General features: G+C 59.7%; 29 protein-coding genes. 14 read left to right on the plus strand and 15 right to left on the minus strand.

All coding sequences use genetic code 11. The features are described from left to right. Positions 1 to 58: 58 nt before the first annotated feature. From NL123_RS05315 to NL123_RS05325, 3 genes are all read right to left on the minus strand, one after another. Entirely contained in the window at positions 59 to 2,302 is a 2,244-nt protein-coding gene (locus tag NL123_RS05315) for an ATP-binding protein (RefSeq protein ID WP_248484304.1), read from the minus strand. Continuing rightward, positions 2,299 to 2,913 (minus strand): biliverdin-producing heme oxygenase, encoded by a 615-nt coding sequence (locus tag NL123_RS05320; protein ID WP_494357358.1) that lies wholly within the window; start codon positions 2,911 to 2,913, stop codon positions 2,299 to 2,301. The genes NL123_RS05315 and NL123_RS05320 overlap by 4 nt, the downstream gene beginning before the upstream one ends. 195 nt (positions 2,914 to 3,108) lie before the next feature. Continuing rightward, positions 3,109 to 3,489, minus strand: coding sequence for a response regulator (locus tag NL123_RS05325; RefSeq protein ID WP_071496415.1), 381 nt, complete (start codon positions 3,487 to 3,489; stop codon positions 3,109 to 3,111). 237 nt (positions 3,490 to 3,726) lie between these two features. Here NL123_RS05325 and NL123_RS05330 point away from each other — a divergent pair, with 237 nt between their 5' ends. Next, positions 3,727 to 4,101, plus strand: a complete 375-nt coding sequence (locus NL123_RS05330) for a c-type cytochrome (RefSeq protein ID WP_494357359.1) — start codon at positions 3,727 to 3,729, stop codon at positions 4,099 to 4,101. Here NL123_RS05330 and NL123_RS05335 read toward each other — a convergent pair whose 3' ends face one another. From NL123_RS05335 to NL123_RS05355, 5 genes are all read right to left on the minus strand, one after another. Then, positions 4,102 to 6,123 carry an LTA synthase family protein gene (locus NL123_RS05335; protein WP_494357360.1) on the minus strand — a complete coding sequence of 674 codons (2,022 nt, stop codon included), beginning with the start codon at positions 6,121 to 6,123 and terminating at the stop codon, positions 4,102 to 4,104. A gap of 98 nt (positions 6,124 to 6,221) precedes the next feature. Beyond that, positions 6,222 to 6,803, minus strand: a complete 582-nt coding sequence (locus NL123_RS05340; protein ID WP_494357361.1) for a hypothetical protein — start codon at positions 6,801 to 6,803, stop codon at positions 6,222 to 6,224. Continuing rightward, positions 6,803 to 8,071, minus strand: a complete 1,269-nt coding sequence (locus tag NL123_RS05345) for a sialidase family protein (protein WP_248484285.1) — start codon at positions 8,069 to 8,071, stop codon at positions 6,803 to 6,805. The genes NL123_RS05340 and NL123_RS05345 overlap by 1 nt, the downstream gene beginning before the upstream one ends. Before the next feature lie 22 nt (positions 8,072 to 8,093). Then, entirely contained in the window at positions 8,094 to 8,639 is a 546-nt protein-coding gene (locus tag NL123_RS05350; protein ID WP_494357362.1) for a cytochrome b/b6 domain-containing protein, read from the minus strand. Further along, positions 8,639 to 8,905, minus strand: a complete 267-nt coding sequence (locus NL123_RS05355) for a PepSY domain-containing protein (protein WP_015885790.1) — start codon at positions 8,903 to 8,905, stop codon at positions 8,639 to 8,641. Before NL123_RS05355 ends, NL123_RS05350 begins: the two co-directional genes overlap by 1 nt. 146 nt (positions 8,906 to 9,051) lie before the next feature. On the opposite strand from NL123_RS05355, the gene NL123_RS05360 reads away from it, so the two are divergent. The 3 genes from NL123_RS05360 (at position 9,052) to NL123_RS05370 (ending at position 11,720) form a co-directional block, all read left to right on the plus strand. Beyond that, entirely contained in the window at positions 9,052 to 9,714 is a 663-nt protein-coding gene (locus NL123_RS05360; protein WP_494357363.1) for a response regulator, read from the plus strand. Continuing rightward, entirely contained in the window at positions 9,711 to 11,063 is a 1,353-nt protein-coding gene (locus NL123_RS05365; RefSeq protein WP_494357364.1) for a sensor histidine kinase, read from the plus strand. The genes NL123_RS05360 and NL123_RS05365 overlap by 4 nt, the downstream gene beginning before the upstream one ends. A 90-nt stretch (positions 11,064 to 11,153) precedes the next feature. Next, positions 11,154 to 11,720 (plus strand): hypothetical protein, encoded by a 567-nt coding sequence (locus NL123_RS05370; RefSeq protein ID WP_494357365.1) that lies wholly within the window; start codon positions 11,154 to 11,156, stop codon positions 11,718 to 11,720. A 3-nt stretch (positions 11,721 to 11,723) separates the two neighbouring features. On the opposite strand, the gene NL123_RS05375 is transcribed toward NL123_RS05370, so the two are convergent. From NL123_RS05375 to NL123_RS05385, 3 genes are read right to left on the minus strand one after another with little or no spacing between them, the layout of a single operon-like run. Further along, positions 11,724 to 12,206 carry a hypothetical protein gene (locus NL123_RS05375; protein ID WP_494357366.1) on the minus strand — a complete coding sequence of 161 codons (483 nt, stop codon included), beginning with the start codon at positions 12,204 to 12,206 and terminating at the stop codon, positions 11,724 to 11,726. Between the two features lie 4 nt (positions 12,207 to 12,210). Next, a complete protein-coding gene (locus NL123_RS05380) occupies positions 12,211 to 12,498 on the minus strand; it encodes a colicin E3-like toxin immunity protein (protein WP_248484265.1) in 288 nt (95 codons plus the stop codon). Positions 12,499 to 12,511: 13 nt separating this feature from the next. Next, entirely contained in the window at positions 12,512 to 13,669 is a 1,158-nt protein-coding gene (locus NL123_RS05385; RefSeq protein WP_494357367.1) for an S-type pyocin domain-containing protein, read from the minus strand. A 156-nt stretch (positions 13,670 to 13,825) separates the two neighbouring features. Here NL123_RS05385 and NL123_RS05390 point away from each other — a divergent pair, with 156 nt between their 5' ends. From NL123_RS05390 to NL123_RS05400, 3 genes are all read left to right on the plus strand, one after another. Then, entirely contained in the window at positions 13,826 to 14,461 is a 636-nt protein-coding gene (locus tag NL123_RS05390; protein ID WP_494357368.1) for a type VI secretion system amidase effector protein Tae4, read from the plus strand. Positions 14,462 to 14,812: 351 nt separating this feature from the next. After that, entirely contained in the window at positions 14,813 to 15,283 is a 471-nt protein-coding gene (locus NL123_RS05395) for a helix-turn-helix domain-containing protein (protein WP_248484258.1), read from the plus strand. Then, positions 15,280 to 15,855 (plus strand): PIN domain-containing protein, encoded by a 576-nt coding sequence (locus NL123_RS05400; RefSeq protein ID WP_248484256.1) that lies wholly within the window; start codon positions 15,280 to 15,282, stop codon positions 15,853 to 15,855. The genes NL123_RS05395 and NL123_RS05400 overlap by 4 nt, the downstream gene beginning before the upstream one ends. Positions 15,856 to 16,008: 153 nt before the next feature. On the opposite strand, the gene NL123_RS05405 is transcribed toward NL123_RS05400, so the two are convergent. Then, complete coding sequence (locus NL123_RS05405) at positions 16,009 to 16,431, minus strand: hypothetical protein (RefSeq protein ID WP_494357369.1); 423 nt, start codon at positions 16,429 to 16,431, stop codon at positions 16,009 to 16,011. 455 nt (positions 16,432 to 16,886) lie between these two features. On the opposite strand from NL123_RS05405, the gene NL123_RS05410 reads away from it, so the two are divergent. Then, positions 16,887 to 17,195 (plus strand): DUF3077 domain-containing protein, encoded by a 309-nt coding sequence (locus NL123_RS05410; RefSeq protein ID WP_248484236.1) that lies wholly within the window; start codon positions 16,887 to 16,889, stop codon positions 17,193 to 17,195. A gap of 97 nt (positions 17,196 to 17,292) precedes the next feature. Here the strand turns inward: NL123_RS05410 and NL123_RS05415 are convergent, their stop codons facing one another. Then, positions 17,293 to 17,664: a PH domain-containing protein gene (locus NL123_RS05415; RefSeq protein ID WP_494357370.1), complete on the minus strand. Its 372-nt coding sequence runs from the start codon at positions 17,662 to 17,664 to the stop codon at positions 17,293 to 17,295. Positions 17,665 to 17,805: 141 nt separating this feature from the next. Here NL123_RS05415 and NL123_RS05420 point away from each other — a divergent pair, with 141 nt between their 5' ends. Next, positions 17,806 to 18,441 (plus strand): LysE family translocator, encoded by a 636-nt coding sequence (locus tag NL123_RS05420; protein ID WP_058423397.1) that lies wholly within the window; start codon positions 17,806 to 17,808, stop codon positions 18,439 to 18,441. 8 nt (positions 18,442 to 18,449) lie between these two features. Here the strand turns inward: NL123_RS05420 and NL123_RS05425 are convergent, their stop codons facing one another. Beyond that, entirely contained in the window at positions 18,450 to 18,779 is a 330-nt protein-coding gene (locus tag NL123_RS05425; protein WP_058423396.1) for a hypothetical protein, read from the minus strand. A 274-nt stretch (positions 18,780 to 19,053) separates the two neighbouring features. Between NL123_RS05425 and NL123_RS05430 the strand changes: the two genes are divergently transcribed. Continuing rightward, positions 19,054 to 19,338, plus strand: a complete 285-nt coding sequence (locus NL123_RS05430) for a hypothetical protein (RefSeq protein WP_494357371.1) — start codon at positions 19,054 to 19,056, stop codon at positions 19,336 to 19,338. Between the two features lie 108 nt (positions 19,339 to 19,446). Here NL123_RS05430 and NL123_RS05435 read toward each other — a convergent pair whose 3' ends face one another. Further along, positions 19,447 to 19,827 (minus strand): cupin domain-containing protein, encoded by a 381-nt coding sequence (locus NL123_RS05435; RefSeq protein ID WP_248484230.1) that lies wholly within the window; start codon positions 19,825 to 19,827, stop codon positions 19,447 to 19,449. Between the two features lie 538 nt (positions 19,828 to 20,365). Between NL123_RS05435 and NL123_RS05440 the strand changes: the two genes are divergently transcribed. From NL123_RS05440 to NL123_RS05455, 4 genes are read left to right on the plus strand one after another with little or no spacing between them, the layout of a single operon-like run. Further along, on the plus strand, positions 20,366 to 21,277 hold the full coding sequence (locus NL123_RS05440; RefSeq protein WP_371914395.1) for a methyl-accepting chemotaxis protein: 912 nt from the start codon (positions 20,366 to 20,368) through the stop codon (positions 21,275 to 21,277). A gap of 9 nt (positions 21,278 to 21,286) precedes the next feature. After that, positions 21,287 to 21,655 (plus strand): response regulator, encoded by a 369-nt coding sequence (locus NL123_RS05445; RefSeq protein ID WP_058423391.1) that lies wholly within the window; start codon positions 21,287 to 21,289, stop codon positions 21,653 to 21,655. 23 nt (positions 21,656 to 21,678) lie between these two features. Further along, positions 21,679 to 21,966, plus strand: a complete 288-nt coding sequence (locus tag NL123_RS05450; RefSeq protein WP_248484225.1) for an STAS domain-containing protein — start codon at positions 21,679 to 21,681, stop codon at positions 21,964 to 21,966. Between the two features lie 40 nt (positions 21,967 to 22,006). Next, the gene (locus NL123_RS05455) at positions 22,007 to 24,046 is read left to right on the plus strand and encodes a chemotaxis protein CheA (RefSeq protein WP_248484223.1); all 2,040 of its coding nucleotides are present in this window, start codon (positions 22,007 to 22,009) and stop codon (positions 24,044 to 24,046) included. The last annotated feature ends 23 nt before the right edge of the window (positions 24,047 to 24,069 follow it).

Consider the following 24,069-nt stretch of genomic DNA (forward strand, 5'->3'; position numbering starts at 1 on the left):
CTTGTCGTGAGCGGGCTTGCCCCGCGCTGGGCTGCGCAGCAGCCCTCAAACCACCCACTCAGGTATGCGAGTCGTCGATCACCTTCGGCACCGTAAACCGGAACTCACTCCCCCGACCCACTTCACTCTCGGCAACGATCTTGCCGCCGTGGGCCTGGACGATACCTTGGGTGATATACAGCCCCAGCCCGCTGCCGGTCGGGTTGTTTTCCGTCTGGGTCCAGTAACGGTCAAACACGTGCGGCAGTTGTTCCGGTGCAATGCCTTCGCCGGAGTCGCGCACGGAGAACACAATTTCTTCGCCATTGCTCATGGCACTGATGCCGATGTTGCCCTGGCGCGGAGTGAACTTGATCGCGTTGCCGATCAGGTTCGACAGCACCTGGAACAGACGCTCCGGGTCGGCATTGATCTGCAGGCCCGGCTCGGCGTTGAAAGACAGGTCGATGCCCTTATCCATCGCCAGCGGTGCCAGCAGGGAATAGGCTTCCTCGAAGATCTGGGTCACGTCGAGTGCCACCGGCTTGACCACATACCGTCCGGCCTCGATTTTCGAGGTGTCGAGCAAGTCTTCCAACAGCACGTTCATGCGCCCGGCGGCCTGTTGCATGGTGTCGATAGCCGAGGAAATGCGTCGCGAGGTGTGTGGGCCATCGGAGCTGAAGGCCTTTTGCATCATGCCGCACAGCATCGAGATCACCGTCATCGGGTTACGCAGGTCGTGGGACACCACCGCCACCAGCTCATCACGCGCACGCACCGCTTGTTGCTCGCGCAGCACCTGGCGCGCCAGGTCGTTTTCCAGGGCCGAGCGGCGCAGGTCGTTGGCGGCAAAGTGGTCGCCGTGGCTCCATTTGGTGGAGATACCGGCCATTTCCACTTTCCAGATTTCAAACGAGGTGCGTGGGCGAAGGCGCAGGCCGGCGTCAGAGTTTTCCAGGTCCAGCGGTTTTTTCGGGTCGCCGCTCCAGTTGATGTTCTCCTTAACTTCCGGGCGGAACCACAGCACACCGTTGTCCACAGGCTTAGGCAGGCTCATGGCCAATACGCCACTGGCCACTTGTTGGAACTCGGCGGCCGGTGGGTAAACCGACACCAGGTTATGGCTGGAAAACACCGGCTCACCGCGCCCTTGCAGCCACTTGTGCAAGGCACGGATCTGCGCCGGTTCCGGGCAGTTGCCGTAGCGGTGCAGTTGTTTGTCTTCGATGATCGCCACGCCGCCGGACAAGGTCAGGTCCATCAGCAACTGCGGTTGCTGGGCCAGGCCGTCGAATACGTTCTCTGCCGAGCGCTTCATCGCTTGGTCGAGCAACGCCAGGGCCTCGACTTTCTCTTCGCGCTGGCGGCTCAGGTCCAGGGCCTCCATGGCGCTGATCTGCAGCGACAGCACCTGGCCGATGGTCTGGCAGGCAGTGCGCAAGTCGTTCGGCACCAGCAGCGGCTCGCGGTTGCCGCAACTGATCAGGCCCCAGAGTTTGTCGCCCTTCATCAGCGAGATGCTCATGGACGACAACACGCCCATGTTCTGCATGTACTGACAGTGGATCGGCGACACGCTGCGCAGGGTGGCAAAGCTCAGATCCAGCGGCTGGCCGGTGTCCGGGCGCAGCTTAGGCAACAGCGGAACCGGCTCGTAGGCCGCGTTCGGGATGATGCGTAGCCAGTTGGTGCGGTACAGCTCGCGGGCCTGCTCCGGGATGTCGGACGCGGGGAAGAACAACCCGTTGAACAGCTCCATGGACGGCGCCGACGCTTCGGCGATCACCTGGCCGTGGCCTTCGTCTTCGAAGCGGTAGATCAGCACGCGGTCGTAGCCGGTCATGGCCTGGATTTCAGTCACGCTGATTTCGTACAGCGCTTGCAGGGTTTTCGCCGACTGCAAACGTTGCAGCATCTTGCCCAGGTCACTGGTGCGCCCGTTCAGTGCCCGTGGACGGAAGTCTTTGAGACGCGGCTCGAATTCCAGCACCAGCACATTCTGATGGCGGTGCAGCAGGCCTTCGAACTCTGCGCCGTTAAAGGAAACGTGCAGCGGCGGCGCGTCAAAAAACGTGTTGTTTTCGGCCATGGCAGCAACGGCCTGGGCGTGCTCGGCGCCCACCAGCGTGTGCAGCGGCTGGCCCAGCAGCGCCTCGGGCGCATGGCCGAACAAGCTGCCCACGTTGGCGCTGACCTGGATGATATTCAGCTCGGGCTCGGACAATGTCAGCAGCACGCCATGGGGCTGGATCGCCCCCGGGAAGCGAATCGGCTCGTTGGCACAGTTGGCAAGCAGCTCTTCAAAATCTTCGGGTTTCATAGCAGTACCTCCTGGCTGTCGAGCCATTGCTCAAAGCAGCGGAATGTCGAACGGGCTGCCTCTACCGCGCGCTGTTTGGCGGGGGCATCCAGCGGCAGGCGGCCCAGATAATCGAGAAAGTCTTTCCAGCGTCGACCGGTCTCGGCGCCGTATACATCGAGAAACGCCCCACCGTTATCGGCATTGACGTCCAGGCGCTGGGCCATTTCCCGGCGCAGCACTTGGCCGCCGAGGGTCGCGCCTTCCAGCACGTACAGGGCTCCGAGGCAAGCGGCGGGGGTGTCGAGGTTCGGCAGTTCGGCGCAGCGGGGCAGGGCGCCGATAGCCTGTTCATTCAGGCCCAGTGCATCGAGATCGTGCACTAGCGTCGGGGTTTTCGTACGTAAACCCTGGTCGAAGCCCTCAGGTATCAAATCGCATTCGTACAACGCCGCTTCCATCGGCCCATAAAACCCGTAGTACGCCTCAAGCAAGCGCTGATACCAATCGGCATCCAGGCGCTCGGAGAAAAACGGCAGGCGCTTTTCCAACGCCACATGCAGCAGGGCCGTGCCTGTGCGCAACGTTTCCAGCAAAGAGGGCGCACCAACGTCATGGGCCTGTGAATGCATTCAGTGAGCTCGAACTGTGGGCCTCTCGGCCATGAATGACGCGTTTTAATGGGCGACAATTCTACACAACTCAAGGCAGGCAGCTGTACGCACAAGGCGAAAAGGCTGACCAGCGGATCAGAAAAGTCGCTCCTTGCTTCATCAATGACCACAGCGCCCGCCATGAAGTTCGGTTCGAGTGATGTTGAAGCGCTATCAATGCATGGATAAACCTTGCTGGGTGAGCGCCGTTTGCACACATTGGATCAAATGTTCGGAGCTCCAGGGCTTGGGCAGGAACCGCACCGAGCCGCCCAATTGTGCCGCCAGCTTCGTATTACCCGAGGTCAACACCACTGGCACCGTCGGCCAACGATGCGCCACCACCTTGCTCAGGTCATAGCCATTGAGCAAACCCGGCATCTGGATATCGCTGACAATCAGGTCCACCGGATCGTCGCCCCGCTCCAGGTAAATCATTCCTTCATCCGCCGAAGGAAACGACGTCACCACCGCGCCGAATTCCTCAAGCACATCCACCATCAACGCCCGAATGATTTCGTCGTCTTCCAATACCAAAATCGATGGCTGAGCCATGATCCTTACTCCACCATCAGGGTTCATAGAGGTGGAGTAGAACACAGCTGCTTAGGTTCGATTGGATGTGTATGAAGCGATGGATGGTCATTCAGAGGGTCTAGGTTGCACATTTGCGCAAGGGGGGCGGGAGGATAGCGGCGCTGCGCACCCCAAGGACTGAAACGGTAATCTGGATGAGCATGCGCTCCAGACAAACAGGCATAATCGTTCGCTAAACCTGCTGTGGAGCCTGCCATGAAGTACGCCTTGTTCACCCTCGCCCTGGCCCTTAACGCAAGCCCCGTTTTGGCGGCCGGCGACGCCGAGGCGGGCGGCAAACTTTTCACCAAGACCTGCGGCGGCTGCCACAGCATCGGCGAAGGCGCGCGCGGCGGCTTCGGGCCAGAGCTCAACGGCATCATCGGCCGGCCCGCCGGGACGACCACGGACTATCAATATTCCGACGCGATGAAAAACTCCGGTGTGGTCTGGACCCGCGACAAGCTCGCCGCCTATATCGAAGCGCCGAAGAAGGTGGTGAGTGGCACGCGCATGATTTTTTGGGGCATCAGCGACCAGGACAAGATTGCCGACATCCTGGCCTACCTCGAAACCTTCCAGCCAAAATAGTCACTCTCGCACGTTGCTGAACAGCATCAACCGCGCACTCTCATGCAGCCCTCGGGTCAATCCCTTCAAGCGTTGAAACTCTTCGGGGTGCTGCGCGGCTACGTTCTCTCGCGGGCTGGGTGAGGCCAGGTCATGCAGGGTCGGCGAGCTACCGTCGTGTTGCATCTGCAGCAGGAAGTGCCGGGTGACGCCACCAATGATCGGGAAGGTGCCTTCGCGCAACACCAGCGGCACCACGCGTTCGCCTTCGGGCGCCGGCTGCTGGATATCACGCCCCAGCGCGCCATTGCGAAACGGTATGCCCGCCATGCCGGCGACGGTGGGCAACAGGTCCGCCAGGCCCACGGCCTCCTCGATCACCCGGGGGGCCAGGCCAGGGGCGTGGATCAGCAGCGGTACGTTATTGCTCTCCAAACCAAGCTGCTCAAAGGCCGGCGCCATGTGCGGGATCTGGCTGATGCGCGTGTTGTGGTCGCCGAAGAACACGAAAATGCTGTTGTCGTACCAGCCGCCGGCCTTGGCGATTTCCATCAGGCGGCCGATGTTGTAGTCCAGCAAGCGCACCGCGTTGTACTGCTCGACGCTGCGCGACCCGGCGGCCTGGACGTGCTCCAGGGTCACGTCCTTCACCTGGAAGCCGTCGTTGTGCCTGGGGATGGTAAAGGGGCGATGGTTGCCGGAGGTTTGCAGGTAGGCGAAGAACGGTTGGTCTTTCGGGACCGCGCGCAGCAACGCGTCACCTTCCTTGAACAGGTCAAGGTCAGAGATGCCCCACACGTCCACCCGCGGCGAACGCCAGTGGCTTTCCTCATACAGCTGCACACCGTCGATGCTCTGGCGGATCAACGCGTTGATATTCGCCCAGCCGGCATTGCCGCCGATCATGTAGAACTTCTGGTAACCCTCGAACGCGTTGATCAGCGTGTGTTGCCGGGTAATCAGCGGGTTGCGCGTGGCGGTTTCCTGGCGGGTCACGTCCGGCACGCCGCTGATGCTCGCCCACACCGTCTTGGCGGTGCCGGTGACGGGCACGTAGAAGTGCTTGAAGAACCAACTTTGGCTGGCCAGTTTGTCCAGGTTCGGCGTGGGGTTGAGCGGGTTGCCGTAGGCGCCTACGGCGCTAGTGCCAAGGGATTCGAGCATCACGAAGACCACGTTGGGCGGGCGCTCGCCCGCCAGACGATACGGCTGCACGCTCTGGCTGCGAATAAAGTTGAGTTGCTGCGCATCAGGTTGGTCGACTCCCAGGTAGTCGGCGATCTGCGGGTAATGCTTGCGCACCTGGGCTTCATCAAACTGCGACTGGCCGACCTTGAGGGTGTCGTACAAAAACAGCACCGGGTTCAGTCCTACCGCCGCCACTTGGCTGTTGCCGGAAAAGAACGCATCACTCCAGCGCAAGGGCACCGGGTTTTCCAGATTGAGATGGGCGACGCGGCCGAGCAGCGCCAGCAGCACGCCGACCACGGCGATGATGGAAACGGCGATCAGGGAGAGTTTGCCGCTGGCGCTGGACGCACGGTCGAGTGTCAATCGTTCGAGGCAGACGAGCGCCCAGACCCACAGCGCCACCGCCGCCAGCCAGCAGGCAGTTATCCACAGCACTGGGTAGGTTTCCCACACCATCTGTTGTGAAATCTGTGCGTCTTGCAGGTAGCGCAGCACCGTCGCATTGATGCGTACGCCGAGGTAGGCGTAATGGCCGAAGTCGATGATGTACACCAGGCCGACCAATGCCAGCGCCACCGTCAGATACCCGCGTGCCAGCCAGCGCAGGGCCGGCAGAGTGACGAGGTTCCAGCGCGGCAGCCATGCCAGCACGGCCAGCGGCAGCAGGACCAGCACCGCCAGGCGCAGGTCGAACCGCAGGCCGATGCCCAGGGTTTCCAGCAGGGCCGGAGTACTGAAGTCAAGGCCGGAAAAACCCAACACAAATACCAGCCGCAACGCCGCCAGCAGCACAAACACCAACCCGATCGCGCCCACGCCGTAGCGCAGGCGGCGTGATTGCAACGCACTCATTATTTTTCCCATTCTTTAAAACGACGCAGAACCCATGTGGGAGCGGGCTTGCCCGCGATAGCGGTGGTTCAGTAAACACAGCGGTAACTGATACACCGCTATCGCGGGCAAGCCCGCTCCCACAGTTTGAATTGCATTAGTCCGGCGACTACGCAGTAGACCGTCAGCAGCGGATCGACCAGATAGTCCCAATAGTTTTCCGATGCCTTGAGCCGCAGCGCGAACGCCAGCGTGCCCACCGCCAACATCCACACCGCCAGCGTGTTGCGCAGCCACAGCATCACCAGTGCCGCCACGGCCACCAGCACAATCATCGGGCGAGGGTTGAAGCCCCAGCGATAAGGATCGAAATAGGTCAGGCCCAAGGTGGCGGGGTACAGCAACAGGCTCAGCAGCCCAAAGAGCAGCAGCATCTGTACCTGATGGGGTCGATCCAGCGCCCGCACCACGCCCAGCCGGCACAACCCCACCCATGCCAACAACACCAAGGTGCTGATCGCCAAGTCATCAGTAAAACTGCGCACATACGCCGCCAGGGGCAGCGCATTGACCGGGATAAAACTCACCGCCACCAACACCGGTAGCAACCATGGCCGCCACGCTTCGGTGAAGCGCAGCGCGCTCAGCGCCACGAAACCCAGCAACACAAAACTCAAATGGGCCTGCCACACAGCAACCATCACAGACGCTCCGCCAGCCAGGCTTCGTTGAAGCTGACATGTTTGATAAAGGTGTTATTCCACGAGTACACCAGGTGGTACATGCCGTCCGGGCTGCGGCTGAAATACGGGTATTCGTATTCGAAATCGCAGCCCTGGGGTTTGCACACGCGGTAGTCGAGGTTACTGAGGAAGCGCTGCTCCAGCGGCAGGCGCCGGGCACCGCTGGAGGCGCGGAAGCCCTCGCCGATGATTGCTTTATAGGCCTCGGGCGAAAACGGTTGGCCGAGCGGGTCGGGTGACTGGTCCAGTTCCACCACGGTGCGCCACTGTGTGAGCTGTGCGTCGGTGCCATACAGGCTGAGCTTGAAGCGACCGTCCTCCAAGTCATTGAGAGCCACCAGCAAACCATCATCCTGCGTGCCCACCGCCGCCAGCGATGAATTGGGGTTGGCTGGCGCCAGCGGGTAGGGCTCGCTCCAGGTTTGCCCGGCGTCTTCGGTGCGGCTGGCCAGCACGCGGTGGTGGGTGTCGCCGGCGTAACGCAACATCGCCACGGCGCGTAGGCCATCCTGCGGCACGATAGTCGGTTGCAGGGAATGCTTGCCGCGGCTGATGCGGAATTTGTCGATCACCGCCCCGTCGGCGCTCAAGTACAGGTACTCGGCAAACTTGCCCATGAACTCGTGATACACCGGCAGCCCGATGGAGCCATCGGCATGGAACACCGGCGCGGCGCGCACCAGCGTGCTGATGTTGAAGAACGGCGACGTCACCAGTTGCCGCGGTGCCGACCAACTGGCGCCCAGGTCATCCGATACCATCACATTGATCGCACTGGCGGCCCAGCCCCCAACCGATACCGACACATAAAACATCCACAGGCGTTGGTCTGGCGCCAGGGCAATCACCGGGTTGCCGAGCTTGCGGATATAGCGCTGGGTGCCGTCGCGGGTGCTTTCCCGCGTGGCCAGCACCTGCTCGGCGCCCCATTCGCCGGCGCGTGCGTCGAAGCGCGCGGTACGCACTTGCACATCGGCGGCACCTTCGCGGGAACCGGCGAACCACACCGCCATCAGGTCGCCACCGGGCAGGGCAGTGACGGACGAGGAGTGCACAAAGTCGGTGAGCTGTGTCGATACAAACCGGCTGGTGTACTGCGGGGCCGATGCCACTTTGGCGGTGTTCGGGCTCACCTGCGCAAACGGTGCCAGTAAATGGGGCGGATGGCTTTGCCAGGCGGCGAAAAACACCGCGAGCAGGCCGACGATCAGGAGGACGGAGCGCATAGGGAACCTGTGGGTCAAAGAATTACGGCGCACGTTCATCCGGCAGGCGCTTCCTGCGACCGGTGAGCATGGATAACGGCAGGTTTTCCCGCACCTGGAGGCTTTCGACGATCGCTGCCAGCACATGCACGCAGACTAGGCCCAGAAGCACATTGGCGGCAGTCTCGTGGATTTGCAGCGGCCAATCGGCACCCCACAAAGCGTCGACTTCCTGCATCAGAAAACCGCTGATACCCAGGGTCAGCAGCGCCAGCAACATCAATAGCATCACCAGCGCGCCAATCGGCGAATGGCCCAGGCGATGCTGTGGCCGACCGTTGAGGAGCGAGCGTAGGTGGGCATTCAGGCGTCGTGGCGTCGGCCAGAAGTCCGCCCATTGGGCGCTACGCGGTCCGACAAATCCCCACACCCCACGTACCAGCAGCCAGGCCATGGCGTAGTAGCCCAGCCAGACGTGCCAGTCGTCGCCTGCTTCGTTAAAGAAGTAATTGGCGACAAAGACCCCGGCGATAGAGCCATGAAACAGCCTCACCAACGGGTCCCACAGCCGCAGGGATTCGCCTGGCATCAGCCTTTGATCTCGGTCTTCACGGCTTTGCCGGTGACCGGGTCGTGGTAGATCTCGACCTTGCGCTTGTCTTTGTCAAAGCCATAGATCTCGTAGCAGTTGCCGTCGGTGACCTTGAACTTGCTGATGGTGTAGCCTTCGGCCTTGAGTTTGTCCTGGAAGGCTTTTTCGTCTTGCCATTGCGAGCGTTCGGCGGTGGTGCACTGTGGGCCAGCGACGGCCAGGGGGCTGGCAAGAATCAGCGACAGCAGGAGAATTTTGCGCATGGAAAAGCTCTCAGCAAATGTGGGAGTTTGCACAGTGCAAAACCAACCTTAGTGCAACCTTAGTTGGCAACGAGCCGTAACATCTTTGCCGAGGGGGCTTCGGCGAAACCCGGCATGATTTCGCCGTTTCCTACAGAGAATTCGTAATGCGCCTACTCCTTGTCGAAGATGACCGTGCCCTCGGCCAGGGTATTCGCGTGGCCCTGGGCGCCGAAGGCTACACCCTTGACTGGCTGCAAGATGGCGTTGCCGCCCTGCATGCCCTGCGCACGGAATCGTTCGACCTGCTGCTGCTCGATCTCGGCTTGCCGCGCCTCGACGGCCTCGACCTGTTGCAGCAACTGCGCGCCGAGCAACACGACTTGCCGGTGCTGATCCTCACCGCCCGCGACGGCACCGCCGAACGCATCGCCGGCTTGGACGCGGGCGCCGACGACTACCTGGTCAAACCCTTCGATGTGGAAGAACTCAAGGCTCGTGTCCGTGCGCTGTTGCGCCGTAGCCAGGGCCGCGCGCAACCGCTGCTGGAACACGCCGGCATCAGCCTCGACCCGGCCACCCAGCAAGTGCGCTACCAGGACGCTGACATCATCGTCACCCCCATGGAGTACCAACTGCTGCACCAATTGATGGTGCGCCCCGGCAAGGTCGTCACCCGCGAGCGACTGTCCCGCGCGTTGTATGGCTGGCAGGACCGGGTCGAGAGCAACACGCTGGAAGTGCTGATCCATAACTTGCGCAAAAAGTTATCCACCGAGTTGATCCGCACCGTGCGCGGTGTCGGCTATGTGCTGGTGCTCACCGCATGAACTCGGTCCGCGCGCGCATTCTCGTCCCGGTGTTGGTGTTGATCCTGTTGGGCGATGCCTTGATCAGCTGGTTGGTCCTGCGCGACAGCCACCACGAAATCGAAGAAGTCTACGACGCCCAACTCGCGCAGAGTGCGCGCCTGCTGCAAGGCGTGCTGCGCCAGCGTGACCCTGGGGACGCGGGTTGGGAGCGGTTGTACCAGGCGTTCGACCAGGCCATGAGCCGAGTCGGCGAGGACGGCGTGGCCCACCCCTATGAAACCCGCCTGACCTTCCAGGTCTGGAACAGCGCGGGTGAGCTGCTGGTGCGCTCCGCCGAAGCGCCGGTGCTGGCGGCGCCACCGACCACCCTGGGTTCCCATGACCTGATGGACAACGGCAACGACTGGTGCGCCTTCCTCCTCGCCGACTCGCAACAGGGCGTGTTGATCTGGGTGGGTGAGCGCGACGACATCCGCCAGGACGTGATCCAGCGCATCATGCGCCACACCCTGTGGCCCACGCTGATCGGCGTGCCGCTGCTGACGGTGCTGATCTGGCTGGTGATCGGCTGGGGCTTCAAACCGCTGCGCGCCATGGTGTTGTCGATTCGTGGACGCAATACCGAAACCTTGCAACCGCTGCACCTCAACCCACTGCCGACCGACCTGGAACCCATGCAGACCGCGCTGAACCGGCTGCTGGTCCAAGTGGATGAACTGCTCGACCGCGAACGCCGCTTCATCGCCGACGCCGCCCATGAACTGCGCACGCCCCTGGCGATCCTGCGCATTCACGCCCAGAACGCGCAAAGCGCCGTCACTGGAGAACAACGTCGCGAGGCGCTGGATTTTCTGGTCAACGGCGTCGACCGCGCCACCCGCATCGGCAGCCAACTGCTGACGATGGCGCGCATCGAACCGCAGTTGCACAACCCTGTGTGCGGGCGCGTGCAACTGACCGAACTGGTGCGCGAAGAACTCGCCGAATTGACCCCGCTGGCCATGGAAAAAGGCGTGGAGCTGGTGCTCGAAGGCAATGAAGATTGCTGGGTCGAAACCGAGCCCTTGGCGCTGGCGATTGCGCTGCAAAACCTGGTGACCAATGCGCTTAACTTTTCACCTGCGGGCAGTGAAGTGACAGTCGTGATGGGGGCTCATTGTTTGAGTGTGAAAGACCGGGGCCCGGGGATTGATGAGGCACAAATGGAGCGCCTGTTCGAACGGTTCTACAGCCGGGGCAATGCCAATGGCGCGGGCTTGGGGTTGGCGATTGTGCAGATGATCGTCGGCAAGATCGGCTGTCGGTTGGCGCTGCATAACCGCAAGCAGGGTGGGTTGTGCGCGCGGTTGGTGTTTGAGAGCGCCTGAACGGCGGCATCGCTCATCCCTCCTGAAGCGGAACAATCCGTTTAAATTCGGGTCCAGTCATCACACTCTTCCCCGATAAGGACATCCCCCGTGAAGCGAATCGCGCTGCTCTCCATTGCCCTGGCCCTGGGCGCCTGCCAATCCAACCAACGCGACTCATCGCCCAGCCTGCTCAAGGACGGCATTCAGTTTCGCCAGAAAACCGTGGCTGTGGATGCGGAGCACGCCAAAGTCATCATGAAGTCCAGTGGCGGCACTCCCGCCGTCGACTTCTCGATCAGCCGCGAAGGCGACCCCGACCCACGCATGGAAGCCATCGGCACCGTGATGGACACCGGTGAAGGCAAGGTCTTCAACTGGATCGCCAAGCTCAACCAGACCGTGGCCAGTGCGGGCTTCAAGCGTTTTCCACAACTGGAAATCCAGGCCGACCCCGGCAAGAAACTCACTGTATCGGGTTACGCGAACGACACCCGCACCGGTTACTACTACACCTGCGGGCCGATGATGAATACGTTCAGCCCGGAGAAGGCAAAGGTGTATCTGGTGGAATTTCAATTCAAGGGGTCGGGGTGTGAGCAGCATGTGTATGACGTGACCGATCCGGCGAATCGGGTACCGGTGGCTGAGGCGGGGAGTGGGGTTAAGTCGGGTTGAGGGTTAGCCGTGGTGTGGTAGACCCTGCGGGAATACCACACCGTTGAAGGTGTGGGTGCAGCAGTTGCAGCAGGGTTTCATCTGCTCGGGCGTCAGCTGTGGGTTGACCTTTTGCAGCAGGCCGCCTTCGTCGACCCACAAGCCGCTGTAGTAGCTGTTCTCATCCGTTCTCACGTAATCCTGCTTGTCGCTTTCATGTTGCGCGACCATCCAGAACATCGGCTCCGGACGATCCAGGCGGGCGTTGGCTTCGCTGAACACCTGGTCCCATGGGTGGCCGACTTTGGAGAGGAGAAAGCGGTATAGCGGGGTGTAATCAAAGCCATGCCGTTGATGGCTATGCATCGAACCGCGGTTTGATTGTTTGTCTTTTTCGCCTTTGGTGTGCCGCTCATACCGGTAGGCGCGATAACTGCCGTGGCGCACGCCATGGGTTCGGGTGTTGACTGCGCGGTAGAGGAGGGGCTTTTGCGATGTGGGTTTCATTGCATCACGACGCCTTTTTGGACTGTTTTGGAGGCGGTGGCCAGGCGCCTTGGTAGCGGAAGGAGATTTGGTAGTCGAGGTGGTTGGGTTGGATCACGTGCTGGAAGTACGGCTGAATTAGCGTTATCCAATTGGGTTGGACGTTGAATACGTCGGCATATATCGCGGTCTCTTCGCTTAAGCCCAATGCTTCAAAAATACTGTCTGGGTCTGCGATATCCGCTGAGTATTCATCCGCTTTCAAGTCATTGCTGTGCTTTTCGTACCATCGCAGTCTGATTTTCATCACCATTTCAAAATCCTCTTTATCTATAAATTCGACGTTTCGGATCCGCCGGTCCTCGACGCTCGGCGGTATAAGGATCAAATGCACCGAGGTGTTCCAAGTCACTGTTTCGATAGACTTCCAGCTCGGCTTTCTTGGAATCCCATTCAAATATTTTTCTTCCTTTTGCGTCTATCCAACGTTCACGTAAGCCAACGCCACCTCTTCTTGGCGTCACAGGCCTTTGCGGAATCAGACCAGGGAAGCCTGTTATATCTTCGGCTTTGGGGGCTGGGAAGTAGTCATGGTCTGGGTTTCTGAGCCCTTTCCTTGGCTTGTTAAGCACCACATACAGCGGCCGAACCCCCGACTCCACCGGGAACACCAGAATAAAATCCCGGTACTCCGGCGGATAAACCGGGTTCACCAGAATCTGCGCCGCTTTCTCCGTCGGCGGATAAATCCAGATCACCGGCGCTTGCGGCGCAGCCTCCAAGGCCGGAATCCCCAGCGTGTCACTGGGATCAACGGCGGGCGTCCAGATCAGCTCCACACCCTCACCCAAATCCGCCACAAACTGATCGTTACGCTGTTGAAACTGCACCACATCAATCATCTGCCAATCGGCATGGTTGCCCGTGTAGAACCCATACCCCTTGAGCGTGCCGTCCTCGCGTTGCTCGATATGCAACCGCATCTGCGACCGCGCCCGTTGCATTGAGCGCAACTGCTCCTCGCTGTAGAGCGCGCTATCACCCAGCTCTGACGGCCAGGCCAGCGCCACCAAACCCGTCAGCAGGCCCCCGGCGACCGATCCAACGGCAGTCGCCGCCGACTCCCAAACCGCCGACCGCAACGCCAACTGGCCCAAGCCAGCGGGCAATGTGCTGCCGCCGATCTTGCGCAAGGCAACCGCGCCCCTGCTATCCACCTCACGCCCACCCAGCAGGCTTAAGTGGCCGTACTCCCTGATCAGCTCCAACGGCACATACCCGGCCGGGTTGAGGTAATGAGTGATGCCGTCAGGCAGTTGGCAAGGCTTCATGAAGACGCAGCCGGGAGGTCTGGCTCGCGTGGGGGCAGGGGATGGCTCGAAAAAATCAACCGAAGGCGAATACGGCACGCGCGATGGCTGCGGCGTCAGGATGCGTCGTTTGCGTAACTCTTCTTCGGTGGGTGGGTAAAAGCGTTCTGGCATGACGGGCTCACTTCCTTGTGCGAGGAGGTGAGCCTATGAGGGGGGAGCGATGGGAGGTATTGGCTTTGTTCGATGGCTGGCGTGGGAAAAGGCAACAGGTTGTCAGCGCTCTAGAAGGCGAGCGTTTGAGCGCCTTGATCCACACGCGACAGGCTCGTGCGTATTGTCCTGCAAGCCAAGCCTATGTCTCGCGTAGGACCGTTCTGGATTCGCTCTGGCGTTCTCTTTATCCGCACCGTGTTTGCTACGGTCGCGGAAAAAATATGCATGGAAAGCAGAATGCTGACATTCCATACCCTATGGAAAAACCACCCGGAAATCTTCGGCGACGCGGCGCCATGCAGAACCAACGGCGCCAAGAATTTCAGTGATCAATGCGCGATCAATCTTGGCGTGGCGCTGCGTAGATCTGGCGTTGACCTGAGCAGATTAAGCAGCGTGCGCTATTGTTGGCAGCATCCCAAAAGCGAGGGGCACATACTGGCCGCAGAGGAAATGGCCAACGCTTTAAGCCGCGCCATCATTCCCGGTTTACGAAGCGTGAAGAAGATAAAACCCGAAAGCTTCGAAGATGAGCTGGCTGGGCATCAAGGCATTATCTTCTTCAAAGACTTTTGGCGCCGGGGAAACGAAACGTTTGGTAATCGCAGTGGTGATCACATCGACCTATGGAACGGGCGGCGGTTGACGGACTGGTTGAGCTATCCGCGTATTCAGCTGGGATTTTCGATTGAAGGGACGTTCTCGGATTATCACGAGTCCAGGGAGATATGGTTTTGGAAGGTTGCCTGAAAGTGGTTAAGGGGGTGGTGTTTGTTGTGCTGGTGGTTGCGGTGGCACTTGGGGTGTTTAACGGGGTGGTAGTGGTGCTATCGGCGTATTTTGGACCGTTTTATGAGGGGGATGCGGAGCAGAGTCGGAATTTTGGGCTTTGGCTGGTGGGGAATGGGGTGGTTGTTGTCGGGGCAGTGACGGGTGGGATGGGTTGGTATCGTAGGCTTCTGCGAAGGAGGTGATGAGCTTACCAAGCGGAAGTAGGAGCCGATTCGGTAGCGCCCGATGTTGGTGTTTCGAATATTGCGATTTTCGTTTGTTTCGTTTAGGTTTGGTCTCACCTGAATTTTGAAACACAGGAATTGCATCATGATGGCCAATCACCTCCCTAAAACCATTCCTCCTCTGGAAAAGGAAGTCGAAGCTGCCGTACAAGGCCAGCGTGAGCTGGCCTCGCTGCTGTCGACCAAATTTGAAACCCAGCGCATCGACATCTTCGACAAAGAAGACAAGCCTCACAGCCTCGTACTCCCCACCTCAGCACTGCGCTTGCTGGTCGATATTTTGGGCGAGTTAGCGATCGGCAATGCGGTCAAGGTAGTCCCGGTGCACGCTGAATTGACATCGCAGGAAGCGGCTGACCTGCTTAACGTTTCACGGCCGCACTTGGTCAAGATGCTGGAGGAGGGCGCTATTCCCTTTACAAAAACCGGTCGGCATCGACGCATCCGTTTTTCGGACTTGATGGCGTTCAAGCAGCGGAGGGATGAGGAAAGTCAGGAGGCGATGGAAGCGTTGGCACAACAGGCACAGGAGTTGGGAATGGGGTATGACGGATGAGGTGTTCGCCTTTTACTGCTGTATACGATGCTTGTGTTCTTTACCCGGCAGCGCTTCGGGATTTACTGATGTGGCTTGGCTTGTCAGGGCTGTATCGAGCGAGATGGACCCGCCAGATTCATGAGGAGTGGAAGCGCAACGTACTCAAGAACCGGCCCGATCTGACGGCGGAGCAAGTGAATTGCACGTCAGCGCTGATGGACAAGGCTATACCTGACGCTTTGGTGACGGGATATGAGGATCTGTGCTCGAGTCTGGATCTGCCCGATCCAGATGATCGTCACGTGCTGGCGGCGGCAATTCGGAGCAAAGCTGAGGTTATCGTGACGTTCAATTTGAAAGATTTCCCGGCGCACATTCTGTCTGCTTATGATATTGAACCGATGCATCCAGATGACTTTATTTCGGATCTTTGGGATCTGGATCAGGCGGCGGTGCTGGGAGCGGCGCAGAAGCAGAGGCGGGCGTTGAAGCGGCCTCCGATGGAGGCGGGGAGTTATCTTGAGATGTTGATGCGGCAGGGGTTGGTGCAGACTAGTAAGGTGCTGGGGCCTTATGAGTTGATGCTGTAAATTTCATACGAACGGTGCAGTTCTCGCTAAGATCACGCTTTTAATAAAAGTACTGTGTGGTTCCAATCAATTCAGCTTTTTTATCTATCGTGTGCCTGTATCAGGGTGAGGATTTGCATTAATAATGCTACAGATAAAATTGCAAATTGCTCTTTAGGTGTGATGTCGGAAAGATTCCTCGCTTGATCTAGTGGTGTTTTTTTTTAGCGTGTTTTTGAATGATGCATGTATCGCACTTCTCTGGTCGGGTGAAAGCTGTTTGTAAAGGTTGTTTGTTTTCTCCTTGTCAATTTTTGTGTCAATCCTGTGCGCAAATTTATTTCGAATCGTCCCGACTGCTAAAAGTGCTGGGGCGAAATCTTTTGGCATCCCTACCGCAACTGCTAGGTTTACCTTTTGAGAGAAGTCGAGCTGCATCTTTTTGATGTGCTCATAATCTGAAACTAATATTTCAATCAGCTGCTCAAGAGCTGACTCTATATAAATGTGCGTGCGGATGGTTGCTCCTAATTCGTCCTCTTTTAGTATGTCCGAGTAAAATGAATCTAAATTTAATGTCTTTTGCTCAGGTTTCATATGTGTGCTGGTCTCGTCGACTGCTTTTATATTGTTTAATAAAAAGTTATTGGCTTTTGATTTCAGTTGATTTTTTCTGCTTCATCAGACACGTTTAGCCACAAAGCCGATTTTCCGCTAATCAGTCTTTAGGCTACTTTTGGCGTGTCGTCGACTTTCGGCGATCGGGCCTGGAAACCCGTGGAACAATAGCGCACAGGCGCCACTATTTATCACGATTGCTGGTGTTTTTGTGCCAGCATATTCGTGTTATGGCGGCTGTGCGCGGGAGACCTTCGGGTCTGCCGGGTTCCTATTGTCCCGGTTTTCCAGCCTGCGCATAGCTGCCACCCATTCGCCTGGAAACGAACGTGGCGGCTCTTATCTACATTAGGAGTTAAGCCAATGAGCGTTTCTGACAGGTCGTACCCACGCAATACCATCGTAAGCATCTCCAACCACTCTGGAGGTGCCCAATGATCAACCCACCCCTCAACAACACCCTCGGCATCATCACCTTCTCCACCTGCGGCAAGCAGCCGAACCTCCACCGTCTATTCCGCGTCAATTCCGGCGTGCCCATCCGTGATGCCCTGGAGCATGCCTCCGAGTTGTTGCACTGTTCCAAGTTGCTGGCGTTGGATGCAGCCATGGATTCCAGTGCAGATCGCTATGCCTGGGCGGCGCATTATTTGGGGGAGATGGCCAAGGCAGTGGTGGATGATTTGGCGAATGGGATGTTGCCGAATGGGGCGGTGGAGGAAGGGGAAGGCGTTGGTGTGTAGGGCTGTGGTTTGATGGTGTGGGAGGGGGCCCTATCGGGGGCAAGCCCCCTCCCACATTTTGATTGGGGGACCGCCGTCTAAATCAATTGCCTGCCGATCAGGCCAGCAGGTGCTTGGAAATCAACCGCGAGATTTCCACAATCGAGGTCTTGCCGGTAAATTCGAATTTCACTTTGCCCAGCGACGAAAAATAAATCTCCAACTCCGAATCCAGGTCAAACGTCCCGGACGTCTCCACCGAATACGCCACGATGTTTTTATATGGCAGCGACGTGAAGTCTTTCTTGCTGCCGGTAATCCCTTGCACGTTCACCGCAATAATCCGCTTGGTGGTAAACACCACACCGTCGCGCATGGCCTTGTAGGCGTCGACCACTTCTTCTCCGTCCAGCAGCAGGGTGGCGACGCGTTCGGCGTATTCGTTGTTTTGCTTGAGCTTGAAGAAGCCTTTGTTGTTGAAGTCGATCATGTCCTGCCTCTTGGGTGTATGCCGTTTTGCTCGCGGATCTGTATCTAACGCGCGCATTTTGAACGCCCTACCATGGGGGCCAAGCCGACAACCTTGGCCAAATGTTTCACGTCGACAAAATAACACCCCAGGAGCCCAATAATGCCCGAACTGTCAAGCTGGTTGGCCTATGCGCTGATTTCACTCGGCATGGTGCTCACGCCCGGTCCGAACATGATTTACCTTATCTCCCGTTCGATCTGCCAGGGTCGCACGGCCGGGTTGATTTCCCTCGGCGGCGTGGCGTTGGGGTTTCTGGTTTATATGCTGTGCGCGGCTTTGGGGATCACGGCCTTGGTCATGGCGGTGCCGTTTGCCTATGACGCGCTGCGTTTCGGCGGCGCGCTGTACCTGGCGTACATGGCCTGGCAGGCGATCCGGCCGGGTGGGCGTTCGCCGTTCCAGGTGCGGGACTTGCCCAAGGACAGCCCGCGCAAGCTGTTCACCATGGGCCTGGTGACCAACCTGCTCAACCCCAAGGTAGCGGTGATGTATTTGTCGCTGCTGCCGCAGTTCATCGACCCGAACGGCCATGGCAGCGTGCTGACGCAATCGTTGGTGCTGGGCTTTACGCAGATTTTTATCAGCGTGAGTGTCAACGCGGTGATTGCCACCCTGGCGGGGTCCATTGCGGTGTTTTTCGTTACCCGGCCGGGTTGGCAGGTGGTGCAGCGCTGGTTGATGGGCTCGGTGTTGATGGGGCTGGCGGTGCGGATGGCGGTGGAAGGGCGGCGCTGAACCGCGCGTTACAGAATGGCTTTCAGGTAATCCTTGAGTGCGTTGAGCGGGGCATTGAGTTCATCCAATGTCGACGCCTGGCGCACGCCCAGCGCCAAGCGCTGCAACTCGCGCCCCATCACCGTATCGGCCCCGCCCAGTGCTTCAAGCGCTTGATCCACACATTCCGCGACTTTGGATTGAATGGCCGCCAAGTCTCCCTGCCGCACCAGCAGCCCGAATACCTCCCGCTCATACCCATCCATCACCGGATCGTCCCGCAAGACCGGGCTGCCGCCGTCCGTCTCGTGCACCAGCTTGAGTGCAAAAAGCGCAACAGCTTCCAGCGTCAACTCCATGGTCTTGGTTCCTAGGGCTTGGGGGAGGGCGATGATCACTGTTCTACGCAGGAAAAAAAAGACCCCAATACCGCGAACTGCCAGGCTCACGCCCCTGTGAAGTCATTTGCCCAAGGAACAATATTAATTAGCCATGTTCCAACTCGCCGTGCCAAATGCACTCGGCCACCAGACGGGGGCGGTGCAAGGCTTGACCCATTACAAGGACGGAAAAACGCATGCACTCACTTCCCACCCAGGCCCCCACAGACTCGCAAGTTGTGAGGATTAATCGATGATCTATCGCGGCGCAGGCTGGCTGACGTTGTTTACACCGGTGGCGATGGTGCTGCTATTAATGTGGCTGTGGCCCGACCCCAGCGTCAAACCCGGCAACACATCGCTGATGCAGGTGTTGCTCGGCTTTGGGACGGGGTCAGCGATCAACACTGTGCTGGGCTTTGTACTGAACCGACAACCGCACGCCGATGGCGTGCGCCACCACTTCTTTTTCATGCCGATGCAATGGCCGGCGCTGGCGATCACGGTGGTCTGCACGCTGATTGCCTTGCTGAAATAACCCTCCCGGCCGCTCGTCTGGGGCGGCCGCGTCTTGACCTGTTCAAGGCTGACACGGTAAGTGGAGTGAGTGTCTCATAACGGTATGAGCGAGCAGGCGACGCCAGCCTCAGATCCACTGGTCATTCACAGCCGTAAGCTCCCCACCTTCATGCCCGGTATTCAAGATGCCCCGTGGCTCGATCATCATCAGCTTGGCCTCGCCTTCGGCGGCTGTGCGGTGCGCTACGCCCCGAGGGACCACGTACAGCTCGCCCGGTGCGACATAGACCGGGCCGTCTGCAAGGTCGATACGCAGGGTACCGTCGAGTACCAGAAAGGCCTCGTCGGTTTCCGGGTGGGAGTGCCAGATGAACTCGCCTTCGATGCGCACGACTTTGAACTGGTAGTCGTTCATCTCCGCAACGACGCGTGGGCTCCATGGTTGGTCGATCAGGTCAGCTTTTTGGATGAGATTTATGGGGTGTGTCGGGGGCTGTGACTGAGACATGTCGGAGACTCTGCTGGATAAGAGTCGTCAGGTTAGCGAACGAGGGATCGAGGGCGCTTGTACGATCCTGCAAGCAGCCTGAGCGTGTCAGCTGGCGTCACCTACACTTAACTCCGTGCTCAGTCACACACCGGTCATAAACCAGACGGAAGGCACTCAACAGACCTAAAGTTGAGCCGCTAGGGGCGGATAAACTCTATGTCGTTTACATCCGCAACACTGTTCAAGGATCGAACTCATGCCCCAGCGCCCATCCAGCCGCACGCACCTTCCCGTTTATCCTCGTTTCCGTTGGTTCGCCTTGATTCCGGTCGTGCCGGCCGTTGTGTGGATACTCGTGCAATCCACTTCGCCGGCCAATCTGCTGGCCTGCACGGTACTGGTGATGATCGGCCTCGGTGCCTGTGCCTGGAGCGCGGCTTCACAGCGCAACGCACTGCAGCGAGCGATTGCTCAGGCGCAGGCGGACCAATCGAGTGTGTACGCGCATAACGGCTTGGCCTCGCGTGCACAGCTCGATGAGGTATTGCTGGGCGCCATGCCCATCTGGGCCAAGCAGGTGGAAAGCTCGCGCCATCAGACCGAGGAAGCGATTGTGAGCCTGGTGAACCGTTTCACCGGGATCGCCACCCGCTTGGAGGAAACGGTACAAGCGTCGCAGCACGCGGCCGGCGAGCTGGACGGGCAGGCCGCTGACGGCGCGCTTGAGGTGCTGGCACGCAGTGACAGCGAGTTGAGCCAGGTGATCAATTCGCTCAAGGCCACGCAAACCAGCCGTGACCAGACCCTGGCGCAGGTGCGCAGCTTGACCGCCTATACGGGCGAACTGCGTACCATGGCCGCTGATGTGGCAGCGATTGCCGCACAAACCAACCTGCTGGCCCTCAACGCGGCCATCGAAGCGGCGCGCGCCGGTGAGGCCGGTCGCGGCTTCGCGGTGGTGGCCGATGCGGTGCGCAGCCTGTCGAGCAAATCCAGTGAAACGGGCCAGCAGATGTCGGCCAAGGTCGACATCATCAATAACGCCATTACTCAATTGGTGCAGGCCGCGTCCAGCAGTGCCGACCAGGACAGCCATTCGGTGGCCGAGTCCGAAAACAGTATTCAAATGGTGCTCACACGCTTCCAGAACATCACTGGGCGTCTGGCCGAATCCGCCGACCTGCTCAAACAGGAAAGCTACGGCATCCGCGATGAGATGACCGAGGTGTTGGTCAACCTGCAATTCCAGGACCGGGTCAGCCAGATCCTCAGTCATGTGCGCGACAACATGCACGCCCTGCATGACCATCTGCAACAGGCCAACCAGACCCCGGACCAGCCGCTGGCCATCGACGCCCGCCAATGGCTGGCGCGCATGGAAACCACCTATGCCACTGACGAGCAACGACGCCTCCATCGTGGCGAGGCGGCAGTGCAGTCGAATTCCCAAGACATCACTTTCTTTTAGGAGCACATCATGGCGAAGAATGTATTAGTGGTCGACGACTCCAGCAGCGTGCGCCAAGTGGTCGGCATCGCCTTGAAAAGCGCCGGTTACGACGTGATCGAGGCCAGCGACGGCAAGGACGCCCTGAACAAGCTGACCGGGCAAAAAGTGCACCTGATCATCAGCGACGTGAACATGCCCAACATGGATGGCATCACCTTCGTCAAGGAGGTGAAGAAGCTGGCCAACTACAAGTTCACCCCGATCATCATGCTGACCACCGAGTCTCAGGAATCGAAGAAGGCCGAAGGCCAGGCTGCGGGCGCCAAGGCATGGGTGGTCAAGCCATTCCAGCCGGCGCAGATGCTGGCGGCGGTCTCCAAATTGATCCTGCCCTGACACCCGGCGCCAGGGAGGCCAACATGCCGATCACTCACGAAACAATCGACGACACTACCCATGTGGGCATCGACGGCGAACTCACGATCTACACCGTCGCTGAACTGGCGGGCGCGTTGTGGCCGCAGATGGGCGCGGCGCCGCGCCTGGAACTGGACCTGTCCCAGGTGACGGAAATGGACGGTGCCGGCCTGCAGTTGCTGGCCGTCATCCAGCGTGAAGCCGGCATTGCCGGCACCGCCTTGAGTGTCACCGGCCAGAGCCAGGCAGTCATGCAGGCGCTCCAACTGTGTCGCAGCGCCGCTCTTTAAGCGGCACTGTCCCGTTCATTGATCGACAAGGAAAGTCCAGGTGAGCATCAATCTCGATCAGGCACTGCAGACCTTCATCGTCGAGGCGCGCGAGCTACTGCAGGCCATGGAGCAATCCCTGCTGCAGTTGGAAAGCGACCCCGGCGACCAGGATGCCATCGGCGCGATTTTCCGCGCCGCGCATACTATCAAGGGATCCGCCGGACTGTTCGGCCTCGCGTCGATCGTGGGGTTCACGCATATCGTCGAAGACGTTCTCGATCGCCTGCGCGATGGCAGTGTGGCGGTGGACGCGGCGTTGATCGCGCTGCTGCTCAAGTGCGGCGACCACATGCTTGAACTGATCGACGTGGTCGCCAGTCGCGGTGAGACGCCGACCCCGGCCACGCTGGAGCGCGGTGAGACCTTGCGCGAGGCGCTGAGCGACTACCAGCCGCTGCGCACCGCCACCGCCGACGTCGTACCCGCTGCGGTGCACGACGACACGGGGGCCGACGTGCTTTGGCATATTTCTCTGCGTTTCGGCGTGGACGTGTTCCGTAATGGCATGGACCCGCTGTCGTTCCTGCGCTACCTCGATACGCTGGGGCAAATGGTGCAGGTCACCACCCTGACCGACAGCATCCCCGCCCTGGAGCACTGGGACCCGGAAAGCTGCTACCTGGGCTTTGAGATCGACCTGCGTTCGACGGCCAGCCATGCCACGCTCAACGAAGTGTTCGACTTCGTGCGCGACGACTGTGACGTGCACATCCGCGCCGTCGACGAAACGCCCGCAAGCAGCGTCGCCATCGGCAGTGACCTGATCGCGCAAGCCGAGCCAGGCCTGGCCCCCGCGTCGCCCCAGCGCCAGCCGGCGAACAGCGAGGCGAAAACCCGCGACGGCAGTTATGTTCGGGTCAACGCCGACAAGCTCGATGAGTTGATCAACCTGGTCGGTGAATTGGTGATCGCCAGCGCCGGCGCAAGCCTGTTGGCGCGCTCCTGTAACAACGACCCGCTGCAAGAGGCCACCTCGACAGTGTCGGGGCTGGTGGAAGAGATTCTCGATGGTGCCCTGCACCTGCGCATGATCCCCATCGGCGACACGTTCAACCGCTTCCGTCGCGTGGTGCGCGATGTCAGCCAGGAACTGGGCAAGGACATCGAGCTGATCATCAGCGGCGCGGAGACCGAGCTGGACAAGACCGTGGTCGAGAAGATCGGCGACCCGCTGATGCACCTGCTGCGCAACGCCATGGACCACGGTATCGAAAGCGCCGATGCGCGACGTGCGGCGGGCAAGTCGAGCAAGGGCCATCTGAGCCTGAATGCCTACCACGACTCCGGAAGCATCGTCATCGAAATCGCCGATGACGGCGCCGGGCTCAACCGCGACCGCATTCTGGAAAAAGCCCAGGAACGCGGGCTGGTGGCCAGCGGCGCGGTGCTCTCCGACCAGGAGGTCTACAACCTGATCTTCGAGGCGGGCTTCTCTACCGCCGAGGCCGTCACCAACCTGTCCGGGCGTGGCGTCGGCATGGACGTGGTCAAGCGCAATATCACGCTGTTGCGCGGCACCGTGGACCTCGACAGCCGCCCAGGCCAGGGCACGGTGGTACGTATTCGCTTGCCGCTGACCCTGGCGATCATCAATGGCTTCCTGGTCGGCGTCGACCAATCCACCTACGTGATTCCGCTGGACATGGTCCAGGAATGCGTCGAGCTGGATGAACGCCAGCGCCAGTCGAGCCGCGATCAGGGCTATCTGGACCTGCGTGGCGAGGTGCTGCCCCTGGTGGACTTGCGCGACCACTTCAGCCACGAAGGCCCGGCCGCTCGCCGTCAGAACGTGGTGGTGGTGCGCTATGCCGAGCACAAGGCCGGGCTGGTGGTCGATGACCTGCACGGCGAGTTCCAGACCGTGATCAAGCCCCTGGGCAAGCTGTTCGGCGCGCTGCGGGGTATCAGTGGCTCGACCATTCTGGGCAGCGGCGCAGTGGCCTTGATTCTGGATGTGCCGGCGCTACTCAATCAAATCGTACAACTGGAAGCCCGCACGGCCCAGGCGCCTCAGTCGCCACCGCTCGTCGCCCGCTGACGTCTTTGCAATTCCATGGAGGT

Source organism: Pseudomonas sp. FBCC-B1565, assembly GCF_059133265.1.